At 29.7% G+C, this 24,937-nt stretch carries 20 protein-coding genes, 2 tRNA genes and 3 rRNA genes; 17 read left to right on the forward strand and 8 right to left on the reverse strand.

The features are described from left to right. The 3 genes from J2Z44_RS19195 to J2Z44_RS19205 all read left to right on the forward strand — a co-directional run. A 23S ribosomal RNA gene (locus J2Z44_RS19195) occupies positions 1 to 94 on the forward strand; the annotation flags it as partial. A gap of 43 nt (positions 95 to 137) precedes the next feature. Then, positions 138 to 212, forward strand: a tRNA-Asn gene (locus tag J2Z44_RS19200). A 252-nt stretch (positions 213 to 464) separates the two neighbouring features. Next, on the forward strand, positions 465 to 2,933 hold the full coding sequence (locus J2Z44_RS19205; RefSeq protein WP_021283082.1) for an ABC transporter substrate-binding protein: 2,469 nt from the start codon (positions 465 to 467) through the stop codon (positions 2,931 to 2,933). 167 nt (positions 2,934 to 3,100) lie between these two features. Here J2Z44_RS19205 and J2Z44_RS19210 read toward each other — a convergent pair whose 3' ends face one another. Beyond that, a complete protein-coding gene (locus tag J2Z44_RS19210; RefSeq protein ID WP_209649957.1) occupies positions 3,101 to 3,982 on the reverse strand; it encodes a ComEC/Rec2 family competence protein in 882 nt (293 codons plus the stop codon). Positions 3,983 to 4,197: 215 nt separating this feature from the next. Here J2Z44_RS19210 and J2Z44_RS19215 point away from each other — a divergent pair, with 215 nt between their 5' ends. Continuing rightward, complete coding sequence (locus J2Z44_RS19215; protein ID WP_209649959.1) at positions 4,198 to 4,902, forward strand: lysophospholipid acyltransferase family protein; 705 nt, start codon at positions 4,198 to 4,200, stop codon at positions 4,900 to 4,902. Between the two features lie 170 nt (positions 4,903 to 5,072). Here the strand turns inward: J2Z44_RS19215 and J2Z44_RS19220 are convergent, their stop codons facing one another. Together J2Z44_RS19220 and J2Z44_RS19225 are read right to left on the reverse strand one after the other, a co-directional pair. Next, the gene (locus J2Z44_RS19220) at positions 5,073 to 6,518 is read right to left on the reverse strand and encodes an NADP-dependent glyceraldehyde-3-phosphate dehydrogenase (protein WP_021282621.1); all 1,446 of its coding nucleotides are present in this window, start codon (positions 6,516 to 6,518) and stop codon (positions 5,073 to 5,075) included. A gap of 80 nt (positions 6,519 to 6,598) precedes the next feature. Then, positions 6,599 to 6,907 carry a hypothetical protein gene (locus J2Z44_RS19225; RefSeq protein ID WP_209649961.1) on the reverse strand — a complete coding sequence of 103 codons (309 nt, stop codon included), beginning with the start codon at positions 6,905 to 6,907 and terminating at the stop codon, positions 6,599 to 6,601. A 106-nt stretch (positions 6,908 to 7,013) separates the two neighbouring features. On the opposite strand from J2Z44_RS19225, the gene J2Z44_RS19230 reads away from it, so the two are divergent. After that, positions 7,014 to 7,463, forward strand: coding sequence for a hypothetical protein (locus J2Z44_RS19230; protein ID WP_021282623.1), 450 nt, complete (start codon positions 7,014 to 7,016; stop codon positions 7,461 to 7,463). Positions 7,464 to 7,608: 145 nt separating this feature from the next. Here J2Z44_RS19230 and J2Z44_RS19235 read toward each other — a convergent pair whose 3' ends face one another. Further along, complete coding sequence (locus J2Z44_RS19235) at positions 7,609 to 7,833, reverse strand: DUF378 domain-containing protein (RefSeq protein ID WP_021282624.1); 225 nt, start codon at positions 7,831 to 7,833, stop codon at positions 7,609 to 7,611. 249 nt (positions 7,834 to 8,082) lie between these two features. Between J2Z44_RS19235 and J2Z44_RS19240 the strand changes: the two genes are divergently transcribed. After that, positions 8,083 to 8,433 (forward strand): hypothetical protein, encoded by a 351-nt coding sequence (locus tag J2Z44_RS19240; protein ID WP_209649963.1) that lies wholly within the window; start codon positions 8,083 to 8,085, stop codon positions 8,431 to 8,433. A gap of 28 nt (positions 8,434 to 8,461) precedes the next feature. On the opposite strand, the gene J2Z44_RS19245 is transcribed toward J2Z44_RS19240, so the two are convergent. Beyond that, on the reverse strand, positions 8,462 to 10,060 hold the full coding sequence (locus J2Z44_RS19245) for an amidohydrolase (RefSeq protein WP_021282626.1): 1,599 nt from the start codon (positions 10,058 to 10,060) through the stop codon (positions 8,462 to 8,464). 285 nt (positions 10,061 to 10,345) lie between these two features. Here J2Z44_RS19245 and cysS point away from each other — a divergent pair, with 285 nt between their 5' ends. Then, positions 10,346 to 11,752: a cysteine--tRNA ligase gene (gene cysS / locus J2Z44_RS19250; RefSeq protein WP_209649965.1), complete on the forward strand. Its 1,407-nt coding sequence runs from the start codon at positions 10,346 to 10,348 to the stop codon at positions 11,750 to 11,752. A 186-nt stretch (positions 11,753 to 11,938) separates the two neighbouring features. Continuing rightward, on the forward strand, positions 11,939 to 16,255 hold the full coding sequence (locus J2Z44_RS19255; protein WP_209649967.1) for a 2-hydroxyacyl-CoA dehydratase: 4,317 nt from the start codon (positions 11,939 to 11,941) through the stop codon (positions 16,253 to 16,255). A 130-nt stretch (positions 16,256 to 16,385) separates the two neighbouring features. Here J2Z44_RS19255 and J2Z44_RS19260 read toward each other — a convergent pair whose 3' ends face one another. Further along, the gene (locus J2Z44_RS19260; RefSeq protein WP_021282319.1) at positions 16,386 to 17,036 is read right to left on the reverse strand and encodes a hypothetical protein; all 651 of its coding nucleotides are present in this window, start codon (positions 17,034 to 17,036) and stop codon (positions 16,386 to 16,388) included. Between the two features lie 234 nt (positions 17,037 to 17,270). Here J2Z44_RS19260 and J2Z44_RS19265 point away from each other — a divergent pair, with 234 nt between their 5' ends. From J2Z44_RS19265 to J2Z44_RS19285, 5 genes are all read left to right on the forward strand, one after another. Further along, positions 17,271 to 18,404 (forward strand): PdaC/SigV domain-containing protein, encoded by a 1,134-nt coding sequence (locus J2Z44_RS19265; protein WP_021282318.1) that lies wholly within the window; start codon positions 17,271 to 17,273, stop codon positions 18,402 to 18,404. 200 nt (positions 18,405 to 18,604) lie between these two features. Continuing rightward, entirely contained in the window at positions 18,605 to 19,015 is a 411-nt protein-coding gene (locus J2Z44_RS19270; protein WP_021282317.1) for a bis(5'-nucleosyl)-tetraphosphatase, read from the forward strand. Positions 19,016 to 19,211: 196 nt separating this feature from the next. Beyond that, complete coding sequence (locus J2Z44_RS19275) at positions 19,212 to 20,612, forward strand: hypothetical protein (protein WP_021282316.1); 1,401 nt, start codon at positions 19,212 to 19,214, stop codon at positions 20,610 to 20,612. Positions 20,613 to 21,015: 403 nt separating this feature from the next. Then, positions 21,016 to 21,132: ribosomal RNA gene (rrf, locus tag J2Z44_RS19280) — 5S ribosomal RNA — on the forward strand. A gap of 41 nt (positions 21,133 to 21,173) precedes the next feature. After that, positions 21,174 to 21,249 (forward strand) — tRNA-Lys (locus J2Z44_RS19285). 43 nt (positions 21,250 to 21,292) lie between these two features. On the opposite strand, the gene J2Z44_RS19290 is transcribed toward J2Z44_RS19285, so the two are convergent. After that, on the reverse strand, positions 21,293 to 21,460 hold the full coding sequence (locus J2Z44_RS19290) for a hypothetical protein (protein ID WP_021282315.1): 168 nt from the start codon (positions 21,458 to 21,460) through the stop codon (positions 21,293 to 21,295). A gap of 227 nt (positions 21,461 to 21,687) precedes the next feature. Between J2Z44_RS19290 and J2Z44_RS19295 the strand changes: the two genes are divergently transcribed. Continuing rightward, the gene (locus J2Z44_RS19295) at positions 21,688 to 21,942 is read left to right on the forward strand and encodes a hypothetical protein (RefSeq protein WP_021282314.1); all 255 of its coding nucleotides are present in this window, start codon (positions 21,688 to 21,690) and stop codon (positions 21,940 to 21,942) included. A 153-nt stretch (positions 21,943 to 22,095) separates the two neighbouring features. Here J2Z44_RS19295 and J2Z44_RS19300 read toward each other — a convergent pair whose 3' ends face one another. Then, positions 22,096 to 23,244, reverse strand: a complete 1,149-nt coding sequence (locus J2Z44_RS19300) for a hypothetical protein (RefSeq protein ID WP_021282313.1) — start codon at positions 23,242 to 23,244, stop codon at positions 22,096 to 22,098. 192 nt (positions 23,245 to 23,436) lie between these two features. On the opposite strand from J2Z44_RS19300, the gene J2Z44_RS19305 reads away from it, so the two are divergent. The 3 genes from J2Z44_RS19305 to J2Z44_RS19315 all read left to right on the forward strand — a co-directional run. Continuing rightward, complete coding sequence (locus J2Z44_RS19305) at positions 23,437 to 23,856, forward strand: hypothetical protein (RefSeq protein WP_021282312.1); 420 nt, start codon at positions 23,437 to 23,439, stop codon at positions 23,854 to 23,856. 43 nt (positions 23,857 to 23,899) lie between these two features. Then, complete coding sequence (locus J2Z44_RS19310) at positions 23,900 to 24,259, forward strand: PH domain-containing protein (RefSeq protein ID WP_021282311.1); 360 nt, start codon at positions 23,900 to 23,902, stop codon at positions 24,257 to 24,259. Positions 24,260 to 24,853: 594 nt separating this feature from the next. Next, positions 24,854 to 24,937, forward strand: a 16S ribosomal RNA gene (locus J2Z44_RS19315); the annotation flags it as partial.

A 24,937-nucleotide genomic window follows, 5' to 3' on the forward strand; every position in this document is an offset into this window, starting at 1 on the left:
AGACTCCTGAAAGAACATCAGGTTGATAGGTTAGGGGTGTAAGCATGGTAACATGTTTAGCTGACTAATACTAATAAGTCGAGGGCTTGACCTAACTATTAAATTTGAATCACTGTGCAATTTTGAAAGAGCAATATTCCGTGGTAGCTCAATGGTGGAGCACTCGGCTGTTAACCGATAGGTTGGAGGTTCGAATCCTCTCCACGGAGCCAAATTAGAATATTAATAAATGTTATTATATTAAAACTCTTAGATATTTCTAAGAGTTTTTTATTTTGCATAATTAATAAAAATAAAGTTTTTTTATGAGATATGAAACAAAAATATGTATCAGTGAAAATAATGTAAAGATATAGGATTTTTTCTTGAAAAATGGTAAAATATATTTATGGTATAAAATAATGGTTTATATGTAAATATTAAACATTAATCAGACACAAAGTGGGTAGTAGAGGGGGAAAATTATGTTACTTAAAAGAAAAAAAGCAGAAACTAAAGATGCAAGTAATTATTCTATTACAGAAAAGGGGATAGCCTGTACATTAGAAAATAATATAGATACTAATAAGTTATTACAAAATCAAAAGTATCAAGGCATCATGTCTCAAAAAATTATGGTTCAAGTAGAAGAGGCATTGCAAGTTACTGAAATATTGTTAAACTCAGTAAAAGAAGCCAATAAGCAAATTGAAAAACAAGATAATCATATTACAAGAACAGTAGATACGTCTAATACAGTAGCAGCGTTTTCACAAGAAATAAATGCTGGAGTAATAGAAACAATAAAAGTTATAGATGAGACCTTAGAGCAAGCAGAAAAAGGACAAGAATCACTAAAAAATGTTGAAGTAAGCATGGATAATATAAAGTCAATTGTTGAGAATATGAAATTAACAATGATAGACCTTGTTGAAAAATCAAATAAAATTAAAGGAATAGTTGATACTATTAAAGGAATATCTAAGACTACTCATTTGCTATCATTGAATGCAAATATAGAAGCTGCTAGAGCCGGAGAAAGTGGAAAAGGCTTTGCTGTTGTAGCTGGGGAAGTTAAGAAGCTTGCAGAAAACTCGTCTAAGTCAGCAGATGAAATTGACAAGATTATAGCAGAAATATCTAAAGTTACAGAAGCTACTTCTAATATTATTATACAAAGCGTAGAGAAAGTAGTAGAAGGAAGTTATGTTACTAAAGAGGCTAGCCAAGTAATTGATGATATGATGGAGCAAATACAAGCAACTAGACAAACTTCACATAGAATTGGTGAGGCAGTTGTTGAACAGGCGAACAAAAATCAAAATATGATATTAGTAATTGAAGATATGGTTAAAGCTATTGAAGCTGTAAAAACATTAAACGAAAATATTTCTGTAGACGCTTATAGACAAAAGGTATCCTTAAATATGTTAGGTACAACTATAAATAATTTAAATATTATAGCAAATGAGGATACAACTAAAATGGAAGTACAAGAGAAAAGCTTTACAATAGATACACAAGAACCAAAAACCTTTGACCCAACAATGATTATTGAGTCTCAACAATCGAGTATTATACAGCCATTAAATCTGGGGCTAGTTATGACTGGGCCTGCTATAGACCCTATTGGAGCTATAGCCCAAACTTGGCACTTAGAAGAAGATAATGTTACGTGGAACTTTACATTAAGAAAAGGGATGAAATTTCATAATGGAAGAGTTATTACTTCTAAGGATGTGAAATATTCCTTTGAAAGACTTTTAAGCAAAAAACTAGATTCACCCAATAGATGGTTTTTAGCTATGATTAGAGGGGCTGAAGAATTTTATAATGGCAGAAGCAAAGATGTGTCAGGTATAAATGTTTGTGGGGACTATAGTATAAAGATTGTATTAGATTACCCTTATTCCGCATTTATAAATAATTTAGCACATTTGTCATGTTCTATACTACCTAAAGAAGAAGAACATAGGATTACTGATAATCCAATTGGTGCAGGAGCTTTTAAATTTAGTCATTTTCATAGGGAAAGCAACCAAATTATTTATACTAAATTTAGGGAATATAGCTTAGGACAAGCATTGATTGATAAGTTGATATTAAATATAAATATTGAAAACTCAACTGAACGATTTATAAGTGGAGCAATTGATTATATAGAGGTAAATGGAAGAAATAAAAGTAAATTACTAGAAGCAAGATACAAGATTCATACAACTGAGTGCATAGGGTCAAGATTTTTATTGTTTAATTTCTTTAGAAAAAATCCTTTAATTCACAATATAAATGTTAGAAAAGCTATCAATCATATCATAGATAAGCAAAGGATACAGGATGAAGTTTTTGGAGGCATGGAGCCAGTAGCTAAAGGTATATTTCCAACAAGCATACTAAAAAATCCTAATAGTAAGGGATATAACAAAGATGTGAGAAAAGCTCGTGAGTTAATGAAGCTTAGTGGAATAAATAATGGTAAAATTAGTTTCGGCGTTTCTAAGAATGATTCTAAGGATACTTCTCACTATAGATTAGCTAATATTTTAAAAGAAAACTTAAAAGAATTAGGAATTACTTTAGAAATAGTGGAAATTGAACCTAGAAAATATTATGATTTTCATTCCATACAAGATACGGATATGATACTATATGGCTGGCTAGGGGATTCTGGTACTGCAGATAATTTTATTGAGCCATTGATAGATGTTAATAATACATCCAACTTAAGTAAATATAACAATCCGCGTTTACTTGAGTTGCTGAATGCTGCCAAAGCTACAAGGAACCCTTACACATATAATGAAATCTTATACAATTTGGATAATATTATTTGTGAAGATGCACCATATGTATTTTTATCACACATTTCTTCAGTATATGCGGTAGCTAAAGATGTTAAGGGTTTAGTAGTCCATCCTCTTAATTCAATTAAATATGAGAATGTATGGAGGTAATTAAAGCGTATATAAAAACACTAGGTAAACTGAAAAGTAACCTAGTGTTTTTGCAGTAATATTTATAATACAAACCAATATTATAGTTAACTTATCGTGCGTTTAAAATATTATAAAGATAGAACATTTTGTAAATCTTGTTATTATAATCATACAAATATGAAAAGCTATTTATTGTTTATAGTCGAATATAAAAGAGTTTTCCCATCAGAATAAAGTAATATGTTTCCATCTTTATCAGTTCTAAAGATTTTTATGTCTTTTTCCTTCAGTAATTTAATAACGTTAGAGTCAGGATGACCATAGTCATTTCCTAAACCGCAAGAAATTACTGCATACATTGGATTAACTTTGTTAAGAAAATCAACAGATGTTGAAGTTTTACTTCCATGATGGCCAACTTTTATTACCTGTGAACTTAAATTAATGTGGTTTAATAGTAACTCTTCCTCTATGACCTTTTCACTATCACCAGTGAAGAGAAAATTTATCTCATTAAAATTTAGCTGCATTACTGGTGAATAATTATTAATATTTTCATAAGTATCTTTCTTAGGTGATAATACTTCTAAATTAATATCTGAATAGATTTTAATATGCATTCCTGATTTTAAAATAGATATTTTTTTATTTTGATTAGCTAACTCTTTAACCAGATTTGTAAAATCTTTTGCTGATGAAGTTACCTTAGGTGCATAGAAAGCCTCAATTTCAAAGTTTTTTAAAATGTCATCCATTGCACCTATATGATCCTCATGAGGATGAGTTGCAATAACATAGTCTATTTTTTTTATTTTTAGCTTTTTAATATAATGAATCACCTTTTTAGAACTACTATTAGAACCACTATCAATAAGTAAGTTTTTATCTCTAGCTTGAACTAATATACAATCACCTTGACCAACGTCTATGAAATGAACTACTAAATCAGTCCGATTTATTTTAGAGTTATCATCATTAAAATTATGTAGATAAACATAAGTGAAAAAAACGAGTGAAACCATAAGGGAAGAAAAAAATAAATATTTCTTTTTAGAAGAAATTCTCATAATACCTCCGTCTATAGCTTTACTTTAAGAATAAAGTAAAGGATTAATTATACATATATTAAGTCTTGACAAAATCATTAAATTTATAGTTCTTTTATATAAATAATTCTATGATTTATATTTTTTATATTCATTAATTATATTTCTTTAATTACAAAGAGATTATTGGTATAATGATTTTAAATATTAGTTTCTATAGAGAAGGAAGGGAAATCATGAGAAAATTTAATTTTGCAGTGAAATTTTTTATTTATATGATATATATCGCTTTTAGAAAGTTAAAATATAATATTATTAAATCAAAGCTTAATGTTAGGGAAAGAGAAAACTATGTATTTGATGTGGTAAATAACTGGTCAAAGGCTATAATTAAGTACTCAGGCTTAAATATTGAAGTTATAGGAAAAGAGAATTTACCAAATACTACTTGTCTTTATGTTGCTAACCATCAAAGTCAATTAGACATTCCATTAATTATGGCTAATATTGATGAAGTAGCTGGGGCAATTGCAAAAAAAGAGGTGGGAAGCTGGCCGATAGTTTCTTCATGGATGAAGGAGTTTGATTGTGTATTTATTGATAGAGAGAATACAAGGGAAGGATTAAAATCTATATTACAAGGAGTAGAGAATTTAAAAAAAGGCAGGTCTATGTTAATATTTCCAGAAGGTACAAGAAGTAAGTCGCATAAAATAAATGAATTTAAAAAAGGTAGTATGAAGCTGGCCACCAAAGCCAAGGTTCCTATTGTACCCATAACTGTTGATGGAGCTTTTAAGGGGTTAGAAGGAACCCCAGAGGATTTAAAAGCGAAAATAATTATACATCCATGTATTAAAGTCGATGAACTAACAAAAGAAGAGGAAAGCAATTTAGCACAGATTTGTGAAGAAATTATTTCTTCATCTATAAAGCAATGATGATAACTTAATTATAAGAGCATAAAAGGTAAATTTATTTCAAAATGTTAAATTTCTTTTATGCTCTTTAATTATATAATATATTGTTTTGAGATTTATTTTAACCTGTTTTAGATTTACAAATTAACGTAAATTTAAACAACAATTATGATAGAGTTAAAGCTAACTTTTTAATCTACTGTAAGTACTATTGATTTAAGTCTGCTCATGGCTTCAATACTGTAACGAATTCCTTGGGTTCCCATACCAGAGGCTTTAACTCCTGAGAAAGGAAAATGGTCAGGCCCTCTTTCAGACTTATTGTTGATTTGAACAGCTCCTACCTCCAGTTTATTAGCCACATAAAAAGCATGATTAATATTTTGAGTAAATACTGAAGACTGAAGACCATATTGTGATTTATTTGCAATTATTATAGCTTCATCCATATCTTTTACACGAATAATAGGGAGAACTGGTCCGAAAGGTTCTTCCCAAGCTAATCGCATATCTGTAGTTACATTATCGAAAAGCGTTGGATAGATTAGATTGTCAATCCTCTTATTACCGCAAAGTAAAGTAGCTCCTTTATTTATAGCATCTTCAATAAGTTCTTGAACAAAATCTGCTGATTTTGTATTTATTAAGGGCGTAACCTCGCAACCATCTTCAGGATTACCAACTTTTAATTTTTGCACCTGATCTAGCATTTTTTTTACTAGTTCATCTGCAATGTCTTCAGTTACAAGTACTCGTTTTATTGCAGTACATCTTTGACCGGAGTAGCTGTATGCACCTGATACAATTTCCCTAGCAGCTTCATCTAAATCAGCATCCTTTAGAACAATGGCAGCATCCTTTCCACCTAATTCTAACATCATAGGAACCATACCCGCAATTTTAGCTATATGTTTTCCTATCTCAGTGGAGCCTGTGAAGTTTATAAAGTTAATTTCTTCTTTTGTAACTATATAATCACCAATTTCAGAGGCTTTTCCAGTCACTGTGTTTAAAACTCCATTAGGTAATCCGGCTGCTTGAAAAATTCTTGCAAGATGGAGTGCGCTAATAGATCCTTGAGTAGGTGGTTTTAAAATTACACTATTACCAGCTATTAGTGCAGGAGCAATTTTTGAGGCCGAGAGATTTATTGGGTAATTAAAGGGAGAAATAGCAAGTATAACACCTAAAGGAACTCTTTGTGCAAAACTCATTTTATTCTTTTTAAAGCCAGGAAAGTTATCAGCACCAATAGCCTCACCATCCATATGCTTACCAGCGTCAGCTGTAAACCTTATGAATTCAGCAGTTCTTTTTACTTCCGAAAGAGAAGATTTTATATCCTTTCCAATTTCATTCATCAATACTTTAGCTATGTGGTCAGCTTGGTCTTCAAGAAGAAAGGCAGCTTTATGTAAAACACTAGCTCTTTCACTTACAGGGGTTTCACCCCACTTTAATTGAGAAGTCTTAGAATTCTCAATTATCTTATCAATATCTTCTTTACTCATAGCTGGTACAGTGCCTAAAATAGTATTATTAATTGGAGAGAATACATCAATAGTCTTTTCATTTGAAACCCATTCACCGTTAAAAAGATTGCAATAGTGATTTTCTTTTTCTATACATTTAAACAAAGAATTCACCTCACCTAAAATAGATTTTACTATTTTAGTATTATCTATAAATATATAAATTATCAAAGGTAACTATTGATTCAGTTAAGAAAGTATTTTTCAATGTAGTTTATCTTTTTTTCTAAACTAGTCATGTCTCCCTCAATAGTCTTTATTTTTTTATTTATTGAAGCTTCTTTGTTTTCTAGACTCTTTAACTCACCTACAAGAGTATTGTTTTCTTTCTCTTTTGAAATAATAATGGGTTCATACATTTTTTTTATAGTTTTTCTTTTGTTAAAAATAAATATAATATATTTATACAAACTATATAAAACACTCATAATTAGTTTCGATAATTTAGTTATACTTTTATTTAAACTAATTAAAAACTCTTTAATATAATTCATGAAAAGCACCTCTTTTTATAATTCATATTAGTAAGCAGACCTGTAGATTATTACATGTTACTTAATAATATATCATATTATTATTGATGAAAGGTAAGATTAAACTGTGAGTGACAAATTTAATTTGAATTATGTAACTAAAATTAATAATTATATAAAAAAACTTGAGGGAAATAAAGCAAACCTTGAAAAAGAAATTAAAAACCATACTACATACATAAACTTAAAGGAAGAGAAACTTAACAAGCTAAGCTTTGAGAAAAGAACTTTAGATGAAAAGTATGAGCAATTTCTTAATTTCTTGATTAATAGAGGTATTTCTTTTGAAGTAAATAATAATACATTTAAATTGAGGCAATGGGATAGTATTAATGTAGTTTCTGTAAAGAACAATATCATACTTAGAGACAAGAATAATCAAGTGGTTAAAGTTATTGAAGATATGGGCTGGACTATATTTAAAGATATAATTAATAGAGGATATAGTATAAAAGCCATTGTTATTAGAGCGGGAGATAAAATTGCTGTTATTCAGGTAAGATTTAATAGTGTGTAGATTTAGTTATTTTAAATAGGCATATTTAATAAAGCTAAAATTTCATCATCAAATAATAAGGCATAATTAGTTATGAAGTCAAAATTCAAATTGTGATGAAATAAAAAAACTAAAGAAGCTAATTTTAGCTTCTTTAGTTTTAAAATTAATCTACGTCTCTATATCTGTTTCTACCTAAGAATGAAAGGGCATATAAACCACATAAGCCTACTAGTCCGTATATTATTCTGCTTAAGCCGTTAATAGTGCCAAATTCTCCTGAACCTGCAAATAAAGCAGCAACTAAATCAAAGCCGAATAATCCTATTAGTCCCCAGTTAACTGCTCCGACTATAACAAGGATTAATGCAATTGTATCTAATGCTCTCATAATAACATCTCCTTTTGAATATATTTACAGTATTTATTATTAACAGAAAAAAATTTTTTATAACCTTACTTTATTAAAGTTCTATTAAAAATAAAGTTTCTTTATTTTTAGTGATTAATTCTAAGGAGTGAAAAATATAATAAAAATACAAAAATAATTAGAATAGTGACGCATACATTAGCTATATTTTTCATGGGAATTATTATATAATAATTTATATAAATAACTTATATGGAAAGAGGGATAGAAGTGCAAACAGTTTTATTTTTTCTTAGTATTATTGTATTTGCCTTTGGAGTTTTGCTTATATACCAAGTACTTAAACCTTTTGTTTTAGACAAAATTAAAGTTAATAAGTGGGTAATATTAGTAGCTGCAATGGTTGAATTTATTGTACCATCAATAATATGGCCAACCATGCCTAATATATTTGTTAAATACATTGTTCCAGGAATTTTTGTGATTTTATTTTTGTGGTTTTTAGATTTATCTGGCTACATGAAAAAAAATAAGCAGAGAATTTCAAATTATAATAGAAATAAGGATAAGAAAAATATAGTAATTAAGCCAAAAGCTAAGCCAAATAGGGCGAAAAAATAAAGGTAGCAAATTAATGCTACCTTTATTTTTAGTATTTTTTAATACCAGCAACGTAGGTTTCGAGAACTTTTACCTCTTTAATTCTTTCTTTAGGAACTTTAGAAATATCTTCTGAAAGCACTATAAAATCTCCGTAATAACCTTGTTTTATCTTTCCTTTTATATTTTCTTCAAAGGACATATAACTTGAACCTAGAGTATAGCATCTAATTGCATCCATAACATTCATACCCTCATTTGAGTAAAAACCTTCTACAGGTTTTCCTTTTAAATCCTGTCTGTTTACTGCACCATAGATACCTTCAATTACATTAAATCTTTCAATTGGTGCATCAGAGCTAAAGGCTACAGGTATACCCATTTTTACCATAGTGTTAAATGCATAGCTATCTTGTGCTCTTTCTTTTCCAACGGCTTTTTCTACAATTGGATAATCGGTCATAATAAAGGAGGGTTGCACATTAGCAATAACCCCAAGAGTTTTAAATCTTTGAAGAAGATCATTATTAGTAAATTGAGCATGCACTATGGTTGGACGAAGATCTTTATTTGAGCTGACTTCTTTTAGTTTTTCATAGGAATTTAGCACACTCTCACAAGCTTCATCACCTATGGCATGAATAGTTAGTTGAAAACCGCCATCATGAGCTTTTAAAACTAAATCATCTAATTCCTCTTGTTTATAAATTAAAACCCCTTTATGAGGTTCATCACAATAAGGTTCTTTCATGGCAGCAGTTCTTCCGCCAAGGGATCCATCTTGAAATAACTTAACAGGTCCTATTTTTAAGGAGTCACTTCCTAGATTGGTCCTTAGGTTTAATTCCTTGGCCTCATTTAGCAATTCATTAGTATTTAAATTTAGCTGAAGAACGAATCTTATTGGAAGGGAACCTTCTGTATCTAATTCTCTATAAGCTTGCAGTAGGTTTTTTAAGCTTTTACAATGGGTCAAATCCTCAGTTTGAATTGTTGTAAGGCCACAACTTAAAGCATCTGTAAATGCAGATTTCAAAGAAGTTTTTATTTGCTCTACTGTTAGAGCAGGAAGACTGTCTAATGCAATATTTAAAGCATTTTCTCTGAGAATTCCAGTTGGATCTCCATTTTCTTTATCAATTACTCCTCCAGAAGGATTTTGAGTATTACTATCTATTTTAAGAAGTTCCAAAGCTTTGGAGTTAACTACAGCAATATGTCCACAGATTCTAGAGAAAATTATTGGATGATCCGTAGAAATTTTGTCTAAGTCGTATCTATTTGGTAGTCTCTTTTCTTTAAATAAGTTATCATTCCACCCGCGAGATACAATCCAACTTCCTTTTGGAATATTTTTATCTTTTATATAAGAAGCTGATCTATTTATTATATTTTCAATTGAATCAATGTTAACTAAATCCACATTATTCTTTTGAACAGCATAGTTTAGAAAATGCATGTGAGCATCATTAAAGCCAGGCAATACAGTTTTCCCTTTTAAGTCAAATACTTCTTCTTCTTCTTTATATTCATTTAAAACCTCTTCGTTAGTTCCAACTCTTGCAAAAAATCCATCTTTAATACAAAAGCTTTCATAAACTTTATCTTCATGTAATGAGAGTATATTTCCATTTATAAATACAGGCATTGTATAAGTACACATCCTTTCGTTAATTATAAGTATATTATTAAATATATTTTCTACATATATTTAAAACTTCCTTTAATTTAAATTAAATTTACTTGAATACCAGGATAAAATATTGTAAATTTTTAATAATGTGGTAAAATCAACATGTATGGTAAGTTAAAATGTTGAATTGCTGTAGTAACATACACATACAAAACTAGTTCTTCTAACATAATATGGGACTATAGAGTAAATATAAATAAAATAACAATTAGACAGATAAAGATAAGAGGAGGGAAAAATATGGCTTTTTACTTATATAATACTCTTTCAAGAGAAAAAGACGAATTTACTCCAGTAAAGACTGGGAAAGTAGGGCTATATACTTGTGGACCAACGGTTTACAACTACGCTCATATTGGAAATTTGAGAACTTATATATTTGAAGACGCACTTAAAAAATCTTTAGAATATATAGGATATAAAGTTAAGCATGTAATGAATGTTACAGACGTAGGTCATCTTCAATCAGATAGTGATGAGGGTGAAGATAAGATGGCCCTTGGTGCTAGTCGTGAAAAGAAAACAGTATGGGAAATTGCTAAATTTTATGAAGATGCTTTTTTTGAGGACTGCAAAAAACTAAATATTAAAAGACCTAACGTAGTATGTAGGGCCACGGAGCATATTGAGGATATGATTAAATTCATACAAAAACTTGAAGAAAAGGGCTATACTTATGAGGCTAATGGAAATGTTTATTTTGAAATAGATAAATTTAAGGATTATACAAAGCTTGCAAACCTAAGTATAGATGAATTAGAAGCAGGAAGTAGAATTGAAATTGACCCAAATAAAAAGAATCCTTTAGACTTTGTTTTATGGTTTACAAATTCTAAATTTTCAAATCAAATAATGCAATGGGATTCACCTTGGGGAAGAGGATTTCCAGGCTGGCACTTAGAGTGCTCTGCAATGTCTATTAAGTACCTTGGGGAAAATATAGATATTCATTGTGGTGGTATCGATCATATTCCAGTACACCATACAAATGAAATTGCACAATCAGAGGCAGCTCTTGGACATAAGTGGGTTAATTATTGGGTTCACGGAGAGTTCTTAGTACTTGATGGTGGAAAAATGTCTAAATCCAGTGGAGATTTCTTAACAGTTTCAAGACTTGTGGAAGAAGGTTTTAGCCCTCTAGATTATAGATATTTCTGCTTACAATCTAGATACAGAAAACAATTAGTATTTAGTTTTGAAAGTTTAGATGATGCAAGAAAAGGTTATAGAGCATTAAAGAAGAAAATCGCTACTATAATAAGTAATGTTGACAATAATTTACCAATAGATAACTCAAAGTTAGAAATTTACATTGAAAAGTTCAAAGATCAAATTAGTGATGATTTAAACATTGCTAATGCTTTTACTGTATTAAATGAAGTGATAAAAGATGCTAATCTTAACAATAATGAAAAAACATCTTTAATAGAAGAGTTTGATAAGGTCTTATCCCTTGATCTAATGATTATTGATAAAGAGCCAGTAAATGTGGATGAAGAATTAATTAATCGACTTCTTGAAGAAAGAAATGAAGCAAGAAAATCAAAAAATTATGGTAGAGCAGATGAAATAAGGAATGAACTTTTAAATATGAATATAGAAATATTAGATACCAAAGAAGGAACTACTTGGAGATTAAAATAAGTTATAGTCTATTCTTTCAATAAATTTTTAAAAAGTTAAATTATTTAAATTAATTTGTTTCACAATGGTAAAATAGTAATAATTTTATTCAGAGACTATATAAATAGGGTATAACTATTTATATAGTCTCTGAAGTTTATTAAAATCAAATTATAAATTTAATGGGGAAATGAGCGGGGAAGAAATATGGACATGCTATTACATTTAGGATTAGATGTAGGTTCTACAACAGTAAAACTTGCAGTTTTGAACCAAAATATGGAGTTGATTTATAGTAAATATGAAAGACATTATTCTGACATTAAAAATACTATTAAAACATTAATATTAGAAGCTTCAAAATACTTTTATGATTATGATATTACTGTAAATGTTACCGGTTCAGGAGGACTTTCTGTATCTAAGTGGTTAGATATAGCTTTTACACAGGAGGTTATTGCCTGTACGAAGACTATAGAAACTACATTAAGTGATGTAGATGTAGCCATAGAACTTGGTGGAGAAGATGCCAAAATTACTTATTTTAAGAACGGGTTAGAGCAAAGAATGAATGGAACCTGTGCTGGGGGTACAGGTGCTTTTATTGACCAAATGTCAGCACTACTTAAAACTGACGCTTTAGGGCTAAATGAACTGGCAAAATCTTATACTACAATACACCCAATAGCAGCTAGATGCGGAGTTTTTGCAAAATCAGATATTCAACCATTGTTAAATGAAGGTGCAAGAAAAGAAGATATTGCTGTATCAATATTTCAATCTGTAGTAAATCAAACTATTAGTGGACTGGCTTGTGGTAGGCCAATAAAAGGTAAGGTTGCATTTTTAGGAGGACCTCTATATTTTTTAAGTGAGCTTAGAAGTAGATTTATAGAAACCCTACAACTTAAAGCGGAAGAAATTATTTTTCCAAGCAACTCACAGCTTTTTGTGGCAATTGGCGCAGGTTTATGTTCATTAAATAGTAATAGGATTTCATTTAAAGAATTAAACAAAAGAGTAAGTAATATGGATAGTAAACATAATAAAGAAGTAAATAGGTTATGTAAACTTTTCGAAAGTAAGAAGGAATTAGAAGCTTTTGTTAAAAGACATGAAGCAAACAAAGTGATTAAAGCTGATATGGAAAGTCATTCAGGTAAGTGTTTTTTAGGTATAGATGGTGGGTCTACAACTACAAAAATAGCTCTTATTGATGAGGATGGAAGGTTATTATTTTCCTATTATGGCAGTAATGAAGGTAACCCAGTGGAAGTAGTAAGAAAAGCATTGATAAAGCTTTATAAAGCACTGCCTAAAAATGCATTTATAGCAAATTCTGTAGTTACAGGATATGGCGAAGCTTTAATCAAAGCAGCTTTTAAAGCGGATTTAGGAGAGATTGAAACTGTAGCTCATTATAAGGCAGCAGAATTCTTCCTTCCAGGAGTTGATTTTATTCTTGACATAGGCGGACAAGATATGAAATGTATTACTATAAAGAATGGGGTCATTAACTCGGTAATATTGAATGAGGCCTGTTCAGCAGGCTGTGGTTCATTTATACAGAACTTTGCAGAATCTCTAAATATGTCTATAGATGAGTTTTCAAAAGTAGCTCTACAGGCTGAGAGTCCAGTAGATTTAGGCTCTAGATGTACAGTCTTTATGAATTCAAGAGTAAAACAAGCGCAAAAGGAAGGGGCTTCTGTTGGAGATATATCTAGTGGGTTATCTTACTCAGTAATTAAAAACGCCTTATTCAAGGTAATAAAGATTAGAAATCCAAAGGATATGGGAAACAAGATTATTGTTCAAGGCGGAACTTTTTATAATGATGCAATTTTAAGAGCTTTTGAAATTACCTCAGAAAGACAGGTTGTAAGGCCAGATATTGCTGGGCTTATGGGGGCTTTTGGCTCTGCACTTATAGCAAGAGATAGGCATATTGAAGGAAATATCTCATCTTTAATAAAGGAAGAAGAATTAAGTACTTTTAATGCAACATCCTCTGTAAGGCGTTGTGAATTTTGTAGTAATAACTGTATTTTAACAGTTAATAAATTTGCTGATGAAAGAAGTTTTATAACGGGAAATAGGTGCGAAAGAGGTGCAGGGTTACAGGTAGAAAAAAATTCGCTACCTAATCTGTTTGATTATAAGTATAATAGAATGTTTAGATACAAACCTTTGAGCAGGGAAGAAGCACATAGAGGTGTAGTAGGAATTCCTAGAGTTTTAAATATCTATGAAAATTATGGTTTTTGGTTTACTTTTTTTACTACGCTAGGCTTTAGAGTAGAATTGTCTCCTCGAAGTTCTAAAAAACTATATGAGAAAGGTATGGAAACAATACCATCGGAATCAGCTTGCTATCCAGCTAAACTTACTCATGGCCACATAATGAGCCTTTTAGAGAAAAAAGTAGATTTTATTTTTTATCCAAGTGTATTTTTTGAACAAAAGGAACAAAAAGAGGCTAATAATCAATACAACTGTCCAATTGTTATGTCTTATTCCGAAGTAATAAAAAATAATATGGATATATTAAAAGAAAAAGGGATTAAATTTTTAAATCCATTTGTATCTTTTCACAATAAAGCTGCAATTACTAAAAAACTATATGACGTATTTGTTAGTTTTGGAATAACTAAGGGGGAAATCTCCAACGCAGTAGAACTTGCATTTAAAGAGGACAAAAGTATAAAAGATGATATAAGAAAAAAAGGTGAAGAGACTTTAGAGTATATAAAAAAGAATAATATTAAAGGTATTGTTCTTGCGGGAAGACCTTATCATATTGATCCTGAAATAAATCATGGAATTGATAAACTTATAAATTCTTTTAATATGGCTGTACTTACTGAAGATTCAATAGCGCATCTAGGTGATGTGGAAAGACCTCTTAGAGTGGTTGATCAATGGGTATATCATTCAAGATTATATGTGGCAGCACATTTTGTAGCGAAAGAAAAGCATATTGAGTTAATACAACTTAACTCCTTTGGTTGTGGATTAGATGCTGTAACTACTGATCAAGTACAAGAAATCCTTGAAAATCATAATAAAATATATACATTATTAAAAATTGATGAAGTAAACAATCTAGGAGCTGCGAGGATAAGAATTAGGTCTTTGAAGGCTGCTATGGAAGAAAGAGACATACAAAAGGTTAGTCCTTGTAAATTAGAAGATAAAAAACAAAGAATCCTATTTACAAAGGAAATGAAACAAAGCCATACTATTTTATCACCACAAATGTCGCCAATTCACTTTCAATTTCTAGAAGCAGCATTTAATGAGGAAGGATATAATTTAGTTGTACTAGATAAGACTACAGCCAACACCATAGATCAGGGATTAAAATATGTGAATAATGATGCTTGCTATCCATCTATATTAGTTACTGGTCAACTGATTGAAGCACTAAAAAGTGGTGAATATGATCTTACAAAAACCTCAATTATTATCTCGCAAACTGGAGGTGGCTGTAGAGCTACAAATTACATTGCATTTATAAGAAAAGCTCTAAAAGATGCAGGTTTTGAAAATATTCCTGTACTTTCATTAAATGCCGTAGGACTAGAGCCTAATCCTGGCTTTAAAATAACATTATCCTTACTAAAAAGAGCATTAATAGGAGTAATATATGGCGATTTATTAATGAGAGTTCTTTATAGAACAAGACCTTATGAGAAAATAAAAGGGTCAGCTAACCAGTTATACAATAAGTGGACTGAGATTTGCAAAGAATCATTAAAAAAAGGTAAATTAGGTGATTTTAAAACTGTGGTAAGAAAACTTGTTGAAGAGTTTGATTTACTGGAGCTTAGGGATATAAGTAAACCCAAGGTAGGATTAGTTGGAGAGATATTAGTAAAATTTCACCCTCATGCTAATAATAATATTGTAAATATTATTGAAGAAGAGGGCGGAGAAGCAGTGATGCCTGATTTAATGGATTTTGTTCTTTATACTTTGAAAGATTCAGAAATTAATGCAAAAGAATTGTATTATCAGCCTTTTTCTAAATACACATCTAAATTTATTATAGCTCTATTGGAAAAGTTAAGAGAGCCAATGGTTAAAGCCTTAGAGAAAAGTATTAGATTTCAAGGACCAAAAACTATTGATTATATTGCAAAAGAGGCGAAAAATGTATTATCCCTATGTAATCAAACTGGTGAAGGCTGGTTTTTAACAGGAGAAATGATAGAGCTTATTGAGAGTGGTGCTGAAAATATTGTATGTATGCAACCTTTTGCATGTTTACCTAATCATATAACTGGTAAAGGCATGATGAAGGAACTGAGAAGAAGATATCCAAGGGCTAATATTGTAGCAGTAGATTATGATCCTGGTGCTAGTGAAGTAAATCAATTAAACAGAATAAAACTTATGCTTTCAGTTGCTTTTAAAAATCTAGAAGATAGCAGCCTAACAAGTGAAGATAGTTTAAAATATAAAGGTAGGATGTTAGAGGATATCTTTGAAGAAGTAGCAGCATCAAAGGATAAGCACTAAAGAAGTTTAAACTCGATCAATGTGTTTAGATTTAAAATCAAGACAATTATTATAACTATTTTTGATAAAACGTATCTTAAATTAGTTAAAAAAGAAAAATAAATAACCTCCATGGTATTGTCCAGGGAGGTTATTTGCATTTACACAATACTTTAATAAAATCATAAATCCTATGCTCAAGTATATCATATAAACATTGAATTTGATTCATGATTTCATAGGTGGTTTTTTCGTAATCTTTTATTTTATGAGTTTTTCTTTTAGTGGTAGTAGAAAGTGAAAGAGACTGAGCTGTGTCCTTAAAAGAGGCAGCAGCAATGCATAGTTGATAAAAAACTGTAAGAGTAGGGGTTATACAATTTTCAACATATATTTTTTCAAAGGTATTGAAGGGGAGTTCGTTAAGCTGATTTTTAAGAGCATTAATAGTAGTGATATACTCTAATATACCTTTTAAGTCCTCTAAAGCAGTAGTGTCGGATCCAATAGTTGAATTATCACTGGTTTTAGCCAATATATTATTTATAGAATCTAATTTACTATTTATATCAGTATAAAGATCTTTATCGCCATTTAAAGAAGAAATATTTAAATTATTCAGTGAGTTAATTAAGCTTTGGATTTCGCTTTTAGCTGGTATATTAGAAGATATATTTAAAAACTCTCCTTCGTCTAGAATGTTTTCTAGAGTGCTAATCTCTTCTCTTTCATTAAAGTCATTTCTAGGTTCTTTCTTATTTTTATAAGTTTCTTGCCTATAATTAGGATTATCATTCTTCATAAAATGCACTCCTTCCTTACATAACTTACTCTTTATATATACTTTTAAAATATTGTTTAGAACTAAATGAATTATTTGTAGTAAAATTGTCAAATATTAAGTAGAAGGAAGTAATTAACTTACAATATAAGTAATAAGTTGTCATAAAAAAAATATATTCAATTACATAATAATTGTAATTTTTTGGAATACATATGTTATCATATTTTTATAAGAGTAAAGGGGGACGTACCTATGAGAAAGTGCATAAGTTTAATATTATCAAGTGTTTTAGTATTTTCCTTCATGGTATTTTTTAATATGGAAACTCATATTAAAGACGTGCAGGCAAGTACTCCCACTTTAACATTGTATACAGAAAATAATAAAATAGAACTAAAAGATAAAATTACAAACGAATCAAATGAACATATGGAGATGATATTGAATATTCCCTATGTACAGGGATTAAACAATAAGGAATTTGAAAAGATAATAAATAACGATATAAGTAGCTACATAAATAGCATGAAGAAGGAGTTTGAAGACGTTCTTCAAAGGGATTTATTATATGCTAAGACAAATGGTTTTTCATTGCCCAAATATGAAATAAAATCTACTTATGTTGTAACTTATAATGATGAAAATCTTTTAAGCTTTACAATAACAAGCAACAGCTTTACTGGAGGGAGTTACAGTACCTCAAATAAAAAAAGTTATAATATTGATTTAAAGAACTCAAGGTTATTAAAGCTTCAGCACCTATTTAGTGAAGAACAGGATTTCCAACAGGTGATTAATAACAAAATTAGTGAAGATATAGCTAAGGATAGGAATAAGTATTATAGTAATAAGTTTAGAGGAATAGATTATGACCAATCATTTTATTTAGAAAAGGAAAGTATAGTAATCCACTTTCCTATGAATGAAATTACACCCTATGTTGTAGGAGTACCAGAATTTAAGATTCCTTTAAATAGTCTTGAATTGCCTTTAGATTTAAAAACAATTTCAACAAGTAGCAGAGCATCAATTAAAACTATGAAGAACTCACAACAAAATAAGGATGTAAACATTAATATTAAATTGCCTAAAATAGAAATTAAGGATATGAAATTAACTAATAAAATCAACGATTATATACAGAAAGATGTTGATTCCTTTGTAAAATCTATAGAAAACGAAAGCAGAAATAGAAGAAAAACTATGAATAATTCCAATGAAGTATTTATCCCTTACAATGTTAATATATCCTATAGGGTGTTTACGAACACAAAGGAGAAAATTAAAATTGAGTTATGTAAAAGTCACTTTGATGGAAATAACTTTAAAAATACTGAAATACTGATTAATATAGATTTAAAAACTGGTGAAATAACAAATAAATAAAATAAAGAGGCTATCTTAAAGTAACATGAGCAATCATTTTAAGAAATAGCCTTTTTTATTTTTAACAAAAAATAGAAGGACATTTTACAAAAATATAGAATTAACTAGTAATTAATAATGTAATAATGATTTCTGTAAATAAAAGTTATACATATTACATAAATTAATGTATAGAATTCTTATTTAAAGGAGGATTGTCCATGCAATATGAAAAATCCTGTGGTGCAGTTGTATTTATAAACAACAATAATGAGCCCCAGTTCTTAATAATTCAACAAAATATAAATACTTATTGGGGATATCCTAAAGGTCATATAATTGAGGGAGAAAATGAAGAAGAAACTGCTTTAAGAGAGGTAAAGGAAGAAACTGGGTTAATTGTACAGTTATTGTCTGGATTTAAGCATAGGATAGAATATAGACCTAGACCAGATATAACTAAGGAAGTAATATTTTTCTTGGGAGAAACTAACAGCAAAGATGTAATTATAGATAAAACGGAAGTGCAAAGTTACCAGTGGGTTAATTTTGAGGATGGAATACAAAAGGTTACTCATGAGGTAAGTAAAGAACTTTTGAAAGAGGCCTATAAGTATATTAAATCAAGGTAATATAATTTTATGTTTTTATGTGAGGCAATATAAAAAGAACCTATTAACTAATAATTTAGTGATTTTAAAGTTAAAGTTTAGTTTTATATACCAGGGTAAATATAATAAAACCTCTGTGTTATTTCACACCTTAATATACATTAAGCATATTGTATATTAAAGAAAAAATAGAAATACACGTGAGGAGATGAACTGGATGATAGAATTAACTACTCTACACTATGTATATTTAGTATTTATCTTACTAATTTTAGGTATTATGATTAAAAAAAGGGATTGTTCCTTAATATGTATTGTGGGAATATTTATGCTGGCGATAATTAGTACAAATTCTCTTTCACTTTCAGTAATAGGGGTATTTAATAGTTTTATATATGCTATAACAGAACTATTACCTACCATACTTATAATATCTATTATTGTATCACTTAGTAAACTTTTAACAGTAACTGGGATAAATGAGGTAATGATACGACCATTTACGAAACTTATAAAGAATGATGTGTTAGCCTTTTGGGTAATTGGAATAACCATGATGGTAATTTCATGGTTTTTTTGGCCATCTCCTGCAGTAGCATTGATTGGCGCAATTTTTGTGCCTGTAGCTATAAAAGCAGGGCTTCCTGCTATTGGAGCAGCAGTAGCAATGAATTTATTTGGGCATGGAATAGCTTTATCTAGTGATATCGTTATCCAAGGGGCGCCAAAGCTTACTGCAGATGCGGCAGGAGTCCCTGTTAGTTCGGTTATCTCAGCTACAATACCTTTAATTATTGTTATGGGTCTAGTTACTACAATTACTGCATTTATTTTATTAAAAAGAGATATGAAGCGTGGAACAATAATAAATGAGGTGGTTTCAGATCCTTCAATGGAAACTGTAGATGATGAGGCTTGTAGTAAAGACAAACTTAATAATACATGGAAGATAATTTTTTCGTTATTAATTCCCATACTCTTCATTTTTGATGTGATATTAATGATTTTTTTGGATTTGAAGGGTGGAGATGCTACTGCTCTTATAGGAGGAACATCTATATTCTTATTAATGCTAATCTCCTTAAAAACCTTTAAACTTGGAGCTTTAGAAAAAATAACGGGCTACTTTATTGATGGATTTCAATTCGGATTTAGGGTATTTGGTCCTGTAATTCCAATTGCTGCTTTCTTTTATTTAGGTGATATGGGGTTTGTAAAAATAATTGGTGAATACTTGCCTCAAAACTCAACAGGCATAGTCAATGACCTTGGGTATGTACTAGCACATTCGGTACCATTAAATAATGTAGTAAGTGTGGCAACATTATCAACTGTTGGAGTTATAACGGGACTTGATGGTTCCGGTTTTTCTGGAATATCTTTAGCTGGATCTATCGCACGTTTATTTGCAACAGCAACAGGTTCAAGTACAGCAACTCTTACAGCTTTAGGTCAAATATGTGCGATATGGGTTGGGGGAGGAACTATCATACCATGGGCCATTATTCCTGTAGCTGCAGTGTGCAAAGTATCACCTTTTGAATTAGCGAGGCGTAATTTAGTCCCTGTAGCAATCGGAATTATAGCTACTTCTATTTTTGCGCTGTTTTTACTATGAATTAGCCTTACAAGTTATAAATTATATTAATATTATCGCAATATAATTAAATTTATAAAGCACCATTCTTAATTTAGGGTGGTGTTTTTACAAGTGATAAGTTTAAAAGAAAATATGAAACTTATAAAAATTATAGGGTGACCCATATGTATATTGAATTTTGTAGCAATGTAAGGATGTTTTTGACCTGATAAAAATTACTATTTATATTGACATTATTTATTATAGCTGATAAAATGTAAAGGCTTAATAAATTAAGTGACATTAATGTATATTTGTGTGATATTGACAATAATATCACTATGGGCGATGATATTAGAGAATTTACTGCAATATAAATAAAGTATCTGTATTGGTCAACACTTTAAGTTCACTTTTATTATCGTAAATTTTATTTTAGGTATCCGGTGATGATGTCTTGAAGGTAACACCCGTTCCCATGCCGAACACGAAGGTTAAGCTTCAAAGAGCCCATGGTACTACAAAGGAGACTTTGTGGGAGAGTAGGTTGTCGCCAGGTAACGTTAAGCATTTTATAAATTTTAAAGTGCTTAACGATATGGTTCACTAGCTCAGTCGGTACAGCACATGACTTTTAATCATGGTGTCCGGGGTTCGATCCCCCGGTGAGCCACCAAATAAAAATCCACTCACAATTGAGTGGATTTTTTTAATTTAAATTAGAATGAAGAGGAATTATCTTTGGAGCTGTCATTACTATTTGGGTGAGAACTATTTTTAACTCCGTTTATTATACCTACATCTGCACCATCTTTTGGATACATCTTTCGGAGTTCTGCTTGAGATTTTTTACGTTCTTTAAATCTATTCTTATTGTTATCAACCATACTTTTACCTCCATTCATTGATTATCTTATATTAATTTGTCCCTAGAAAAGATAATTATGTATTACTACAATTTAAATAATTTCTATAAATGTAAACAAAAATCTAGTATTTTCATATTATATAGTGTACACGGCATTTAAGGTACTTAAGTTTTTGCATATGGACAACTTACTTTACTAAGTATTCATAGCAAACTAAGAAAAATTTAAAAAGGAGAGTTTATTGTATGTCTACTCAAGATTTACTACAAAGCCTTATGAATGATCCAGAAGTAAAAGAATTACTAACAAGATTAAATGCTGGGGAAAATATAAATAATGTTTTAGGCAACAATGAAGTTCAAAATTCATATTCTTTAGGGAATATTGGATGTTGTCCAATGCCACAACCTAAGCCTAGAAATAATGATTTTGGATTAGCTATTGTTTTATTATTGCTATTTTGTTGCTGTGGTTGTGGTGGCGGATTTTTCTGCTGCTAATTATTAAAGTGAAAACTAGACATGCTTATATGTCTAGTTTTTATTTTAAAATAACTATTCATAGGATATATAGTATAAAGAATAACTGCAAGCAAAGGCTTTGCAGTTATTCTTTAATACATACTAAATATACAAAAATAATTTAATTACATTTTATTGCTTGTTAGTGGCATTGGTGAGATCCCTTACATTTTCCTTGGTAAAAAAACCATCAAAGTCTCCATATCTACATATATATTCATTTACTACAAAGGTACTTTCTGAAGGACTTGAAAAAGTTTGTTTTATTCCTTCTTCCTCTGAGCCAACTAAATCAATTAAGAATTTCATATTATTATTTATTAGATCTTTAAAGGTATTCTCAATAAAATTAGTGTAGAAAGCTATGTGATGAACTCTTGGGCCATAATTATAAACAAATTTTTCTGTTGGGCCACTTTGCTCTAAGTCTGTAAATGGGGTAATTCCAGAAGTGAATACCATAGCAAACTTTTCATTTTTCATTCTAGCTACATTAGTTATAGAGTTTAAGTTTTTAACGTAAATTGAAAAATCAAAGTTATAATCTGTAAGCTCCATAAGCTCTAGTATTGCAGCATCTCTATGTTTAGCTATAATACGTGTTGCCGCATGATCTATGAATGTAATATGTTTTGTATACTCAGGCTTTGATGTTAGAGCCATCATGGTCAAATCGGCATCACAACTATCTTTATAAGTTTTAGTACCATTTTTCCATTGTATGAACCCATATGATGTGCCTGTAAAGGAGGAAGGTATTGTTTGAACAAAGTAATAGTTATCATGTTCAATAATATCAGATGTCAAGAAGTTTATACCGCGATTCTTCTGTATACTAAAATATTTATCAATGTTATTTACTTCGAATATAAAACATTCAATTCTTGTATTAGGTCGGATATTGCTTTTGGGGTTTAAATTATATTGTAAAAAAGGATTTTCTTCATTTTTTCTGGAAGTAACCATAATATCACAGGAGTCTTGAAGTTTTAGAATGGTAGCATCTAGAAGATTGTTTGAAAAACTCTCATAAACTTCATACCCAGTGTACATACGAAATTCGTTAACCGCATTATTAAAATAATCATTTTCTGAATTAACTAAAATGCATTGAAGCCCTTTAACTAAGTTGTTTAATCCTAGTTTTGTTCTCTTAAATATTATATCCTCAGCTTCTTTTCTCAATATACTATCATTATTATTGAAGTTATTAGAAGAAAAAACACTCTTCTTTAAATGGGGATGTATATCCCAAAAGTTTGAAACTATAAAATTATTCATATTTGCCCTCCTAAAAGTTATAGTGTAAATAAAATCTTCTATAAATTTATATGTTGAGCAAGAAATAAATATAATTAAATAATAAAAATACTTCAATTTTTTAGTATAAAAGTAATAATTAGAGATAAAACTAAATAATAATTTAGGCCTCAGGATATATATGGAAATAGTTGATGCGTAGGGGGAAATGTTATGAGAGATAGATTGTTAAATATGGATGAAAAGTATTTATCTCAGGAGGCTATCAATCTCCTTGGGAGAATCAAAAAAAAATATAGTGAAATAAAATTATCACAATACGTTAACTGGTGCATTATTAAAGCTATAGATGTAAGAGTATCAAGTGAAATAATAATTAAACATTTAAACACCATAGAGAAAGCAGATGGTTATTCTAATACTATTACAACAGAATTGCTAAATAATTTGAAAAACATTACAAATAAAAGAAGTATAACAAGAAGAGAAGAAAATAAAGCATATGAAATTATGAGTGATATTGCATTTATTATAGAAAGTAGTTACACTAGTAAGCAGAGGAATATTACAATAAGGAAGGGGTTAAAAAATATTTTATTCAATATGCTTAGGTGGATTAAAAATATTTTTTAAACATTATGATGCAATAAAGTTTAATTTTTACAAGGGGGATAATATGGCTAGCATAAAAAAATTAATTAATTTAGTAAAAGATAATTTTGAAGAGGGGGAAGAAATTTTAAGCTATGTTGATGGAGCATTTCAAGCTACTGTGAGAAATAAGAGTACTTTGAGATCAGGAATACTGGTAGCTACAAATAGAAAAGTAAGATTTTGTGGTAAAAGATTATTTTTTATTTATGATGATGTAATTGAGTATTGCGATATTTATAAGGTAGAGATAACAAAAGAAAAATTTGGAGATACGATTTTTATAGACGGAAAGAAAAAGTCTTATTTTATGAAATTTGTTATTAGTAAAGATGTAAAAAAGTTTTTGGATACTTTACAACACTTTAAGGGTAAGAGATTATAATTTTAATGAATATATGCCATAGTAAGATTTATAATAAACCTTTATTAATTTGTTTGATGCTATGTATAAAAATATAATTTATGGTTAAGTTAATTTATGTGACAATAGCATGGCAATACTTTTAAATAATATTTTACTTTGATTAGCAATTTATTTAATTAGTTATACTTAATATAATTCAGAGAAGTGTTTCAGCAATATATGGCATAAATAAACACAATATGATTATATTATAATTAAAACAGGAAATGATATTTAGATTTTTTAATACATTTAAAAAAAAGCCTTGACGAATAACGTTTGCAATGATAATATAATAATACACCGCAGGAAACGACACAATAAAACATTATTTGGTCTTTGAAAATTAAACAGAGAAAAAGGTAAAACCAGTTAATTCAGTGAACTAAAAGTTCACAAAATGACTTTAACAAGTCAGCGATAAATAGAGCATAAAAGTATTTTAGTAGAAACGAGTAGTACTAGGCAACGAGGAGTGAGGAACAAAGCGTATTTGTATACGTGAGTATCGGAGCGACGCAGTTAACAACGTAATACGAAGTTTATAATAAAATACGGCTCAAACATCAATTTTAAATTGAGAGTTTGATCCTGGCTCAGGACGAACGCTGGCGGCGTGCCTAACACATGCAAGTCGAGCGATGAAGCCCTTCGGGG

Origin of the sequence: Clostridium punense, from assembly GCF_017874425.1 — a bacterium.
GTDB classification, from domain to species: Bacteria; Bacillota; Clostridia; order Clostridiales; family Clostridiaceae; genus Clostridium_J; species Clostridium_J punense.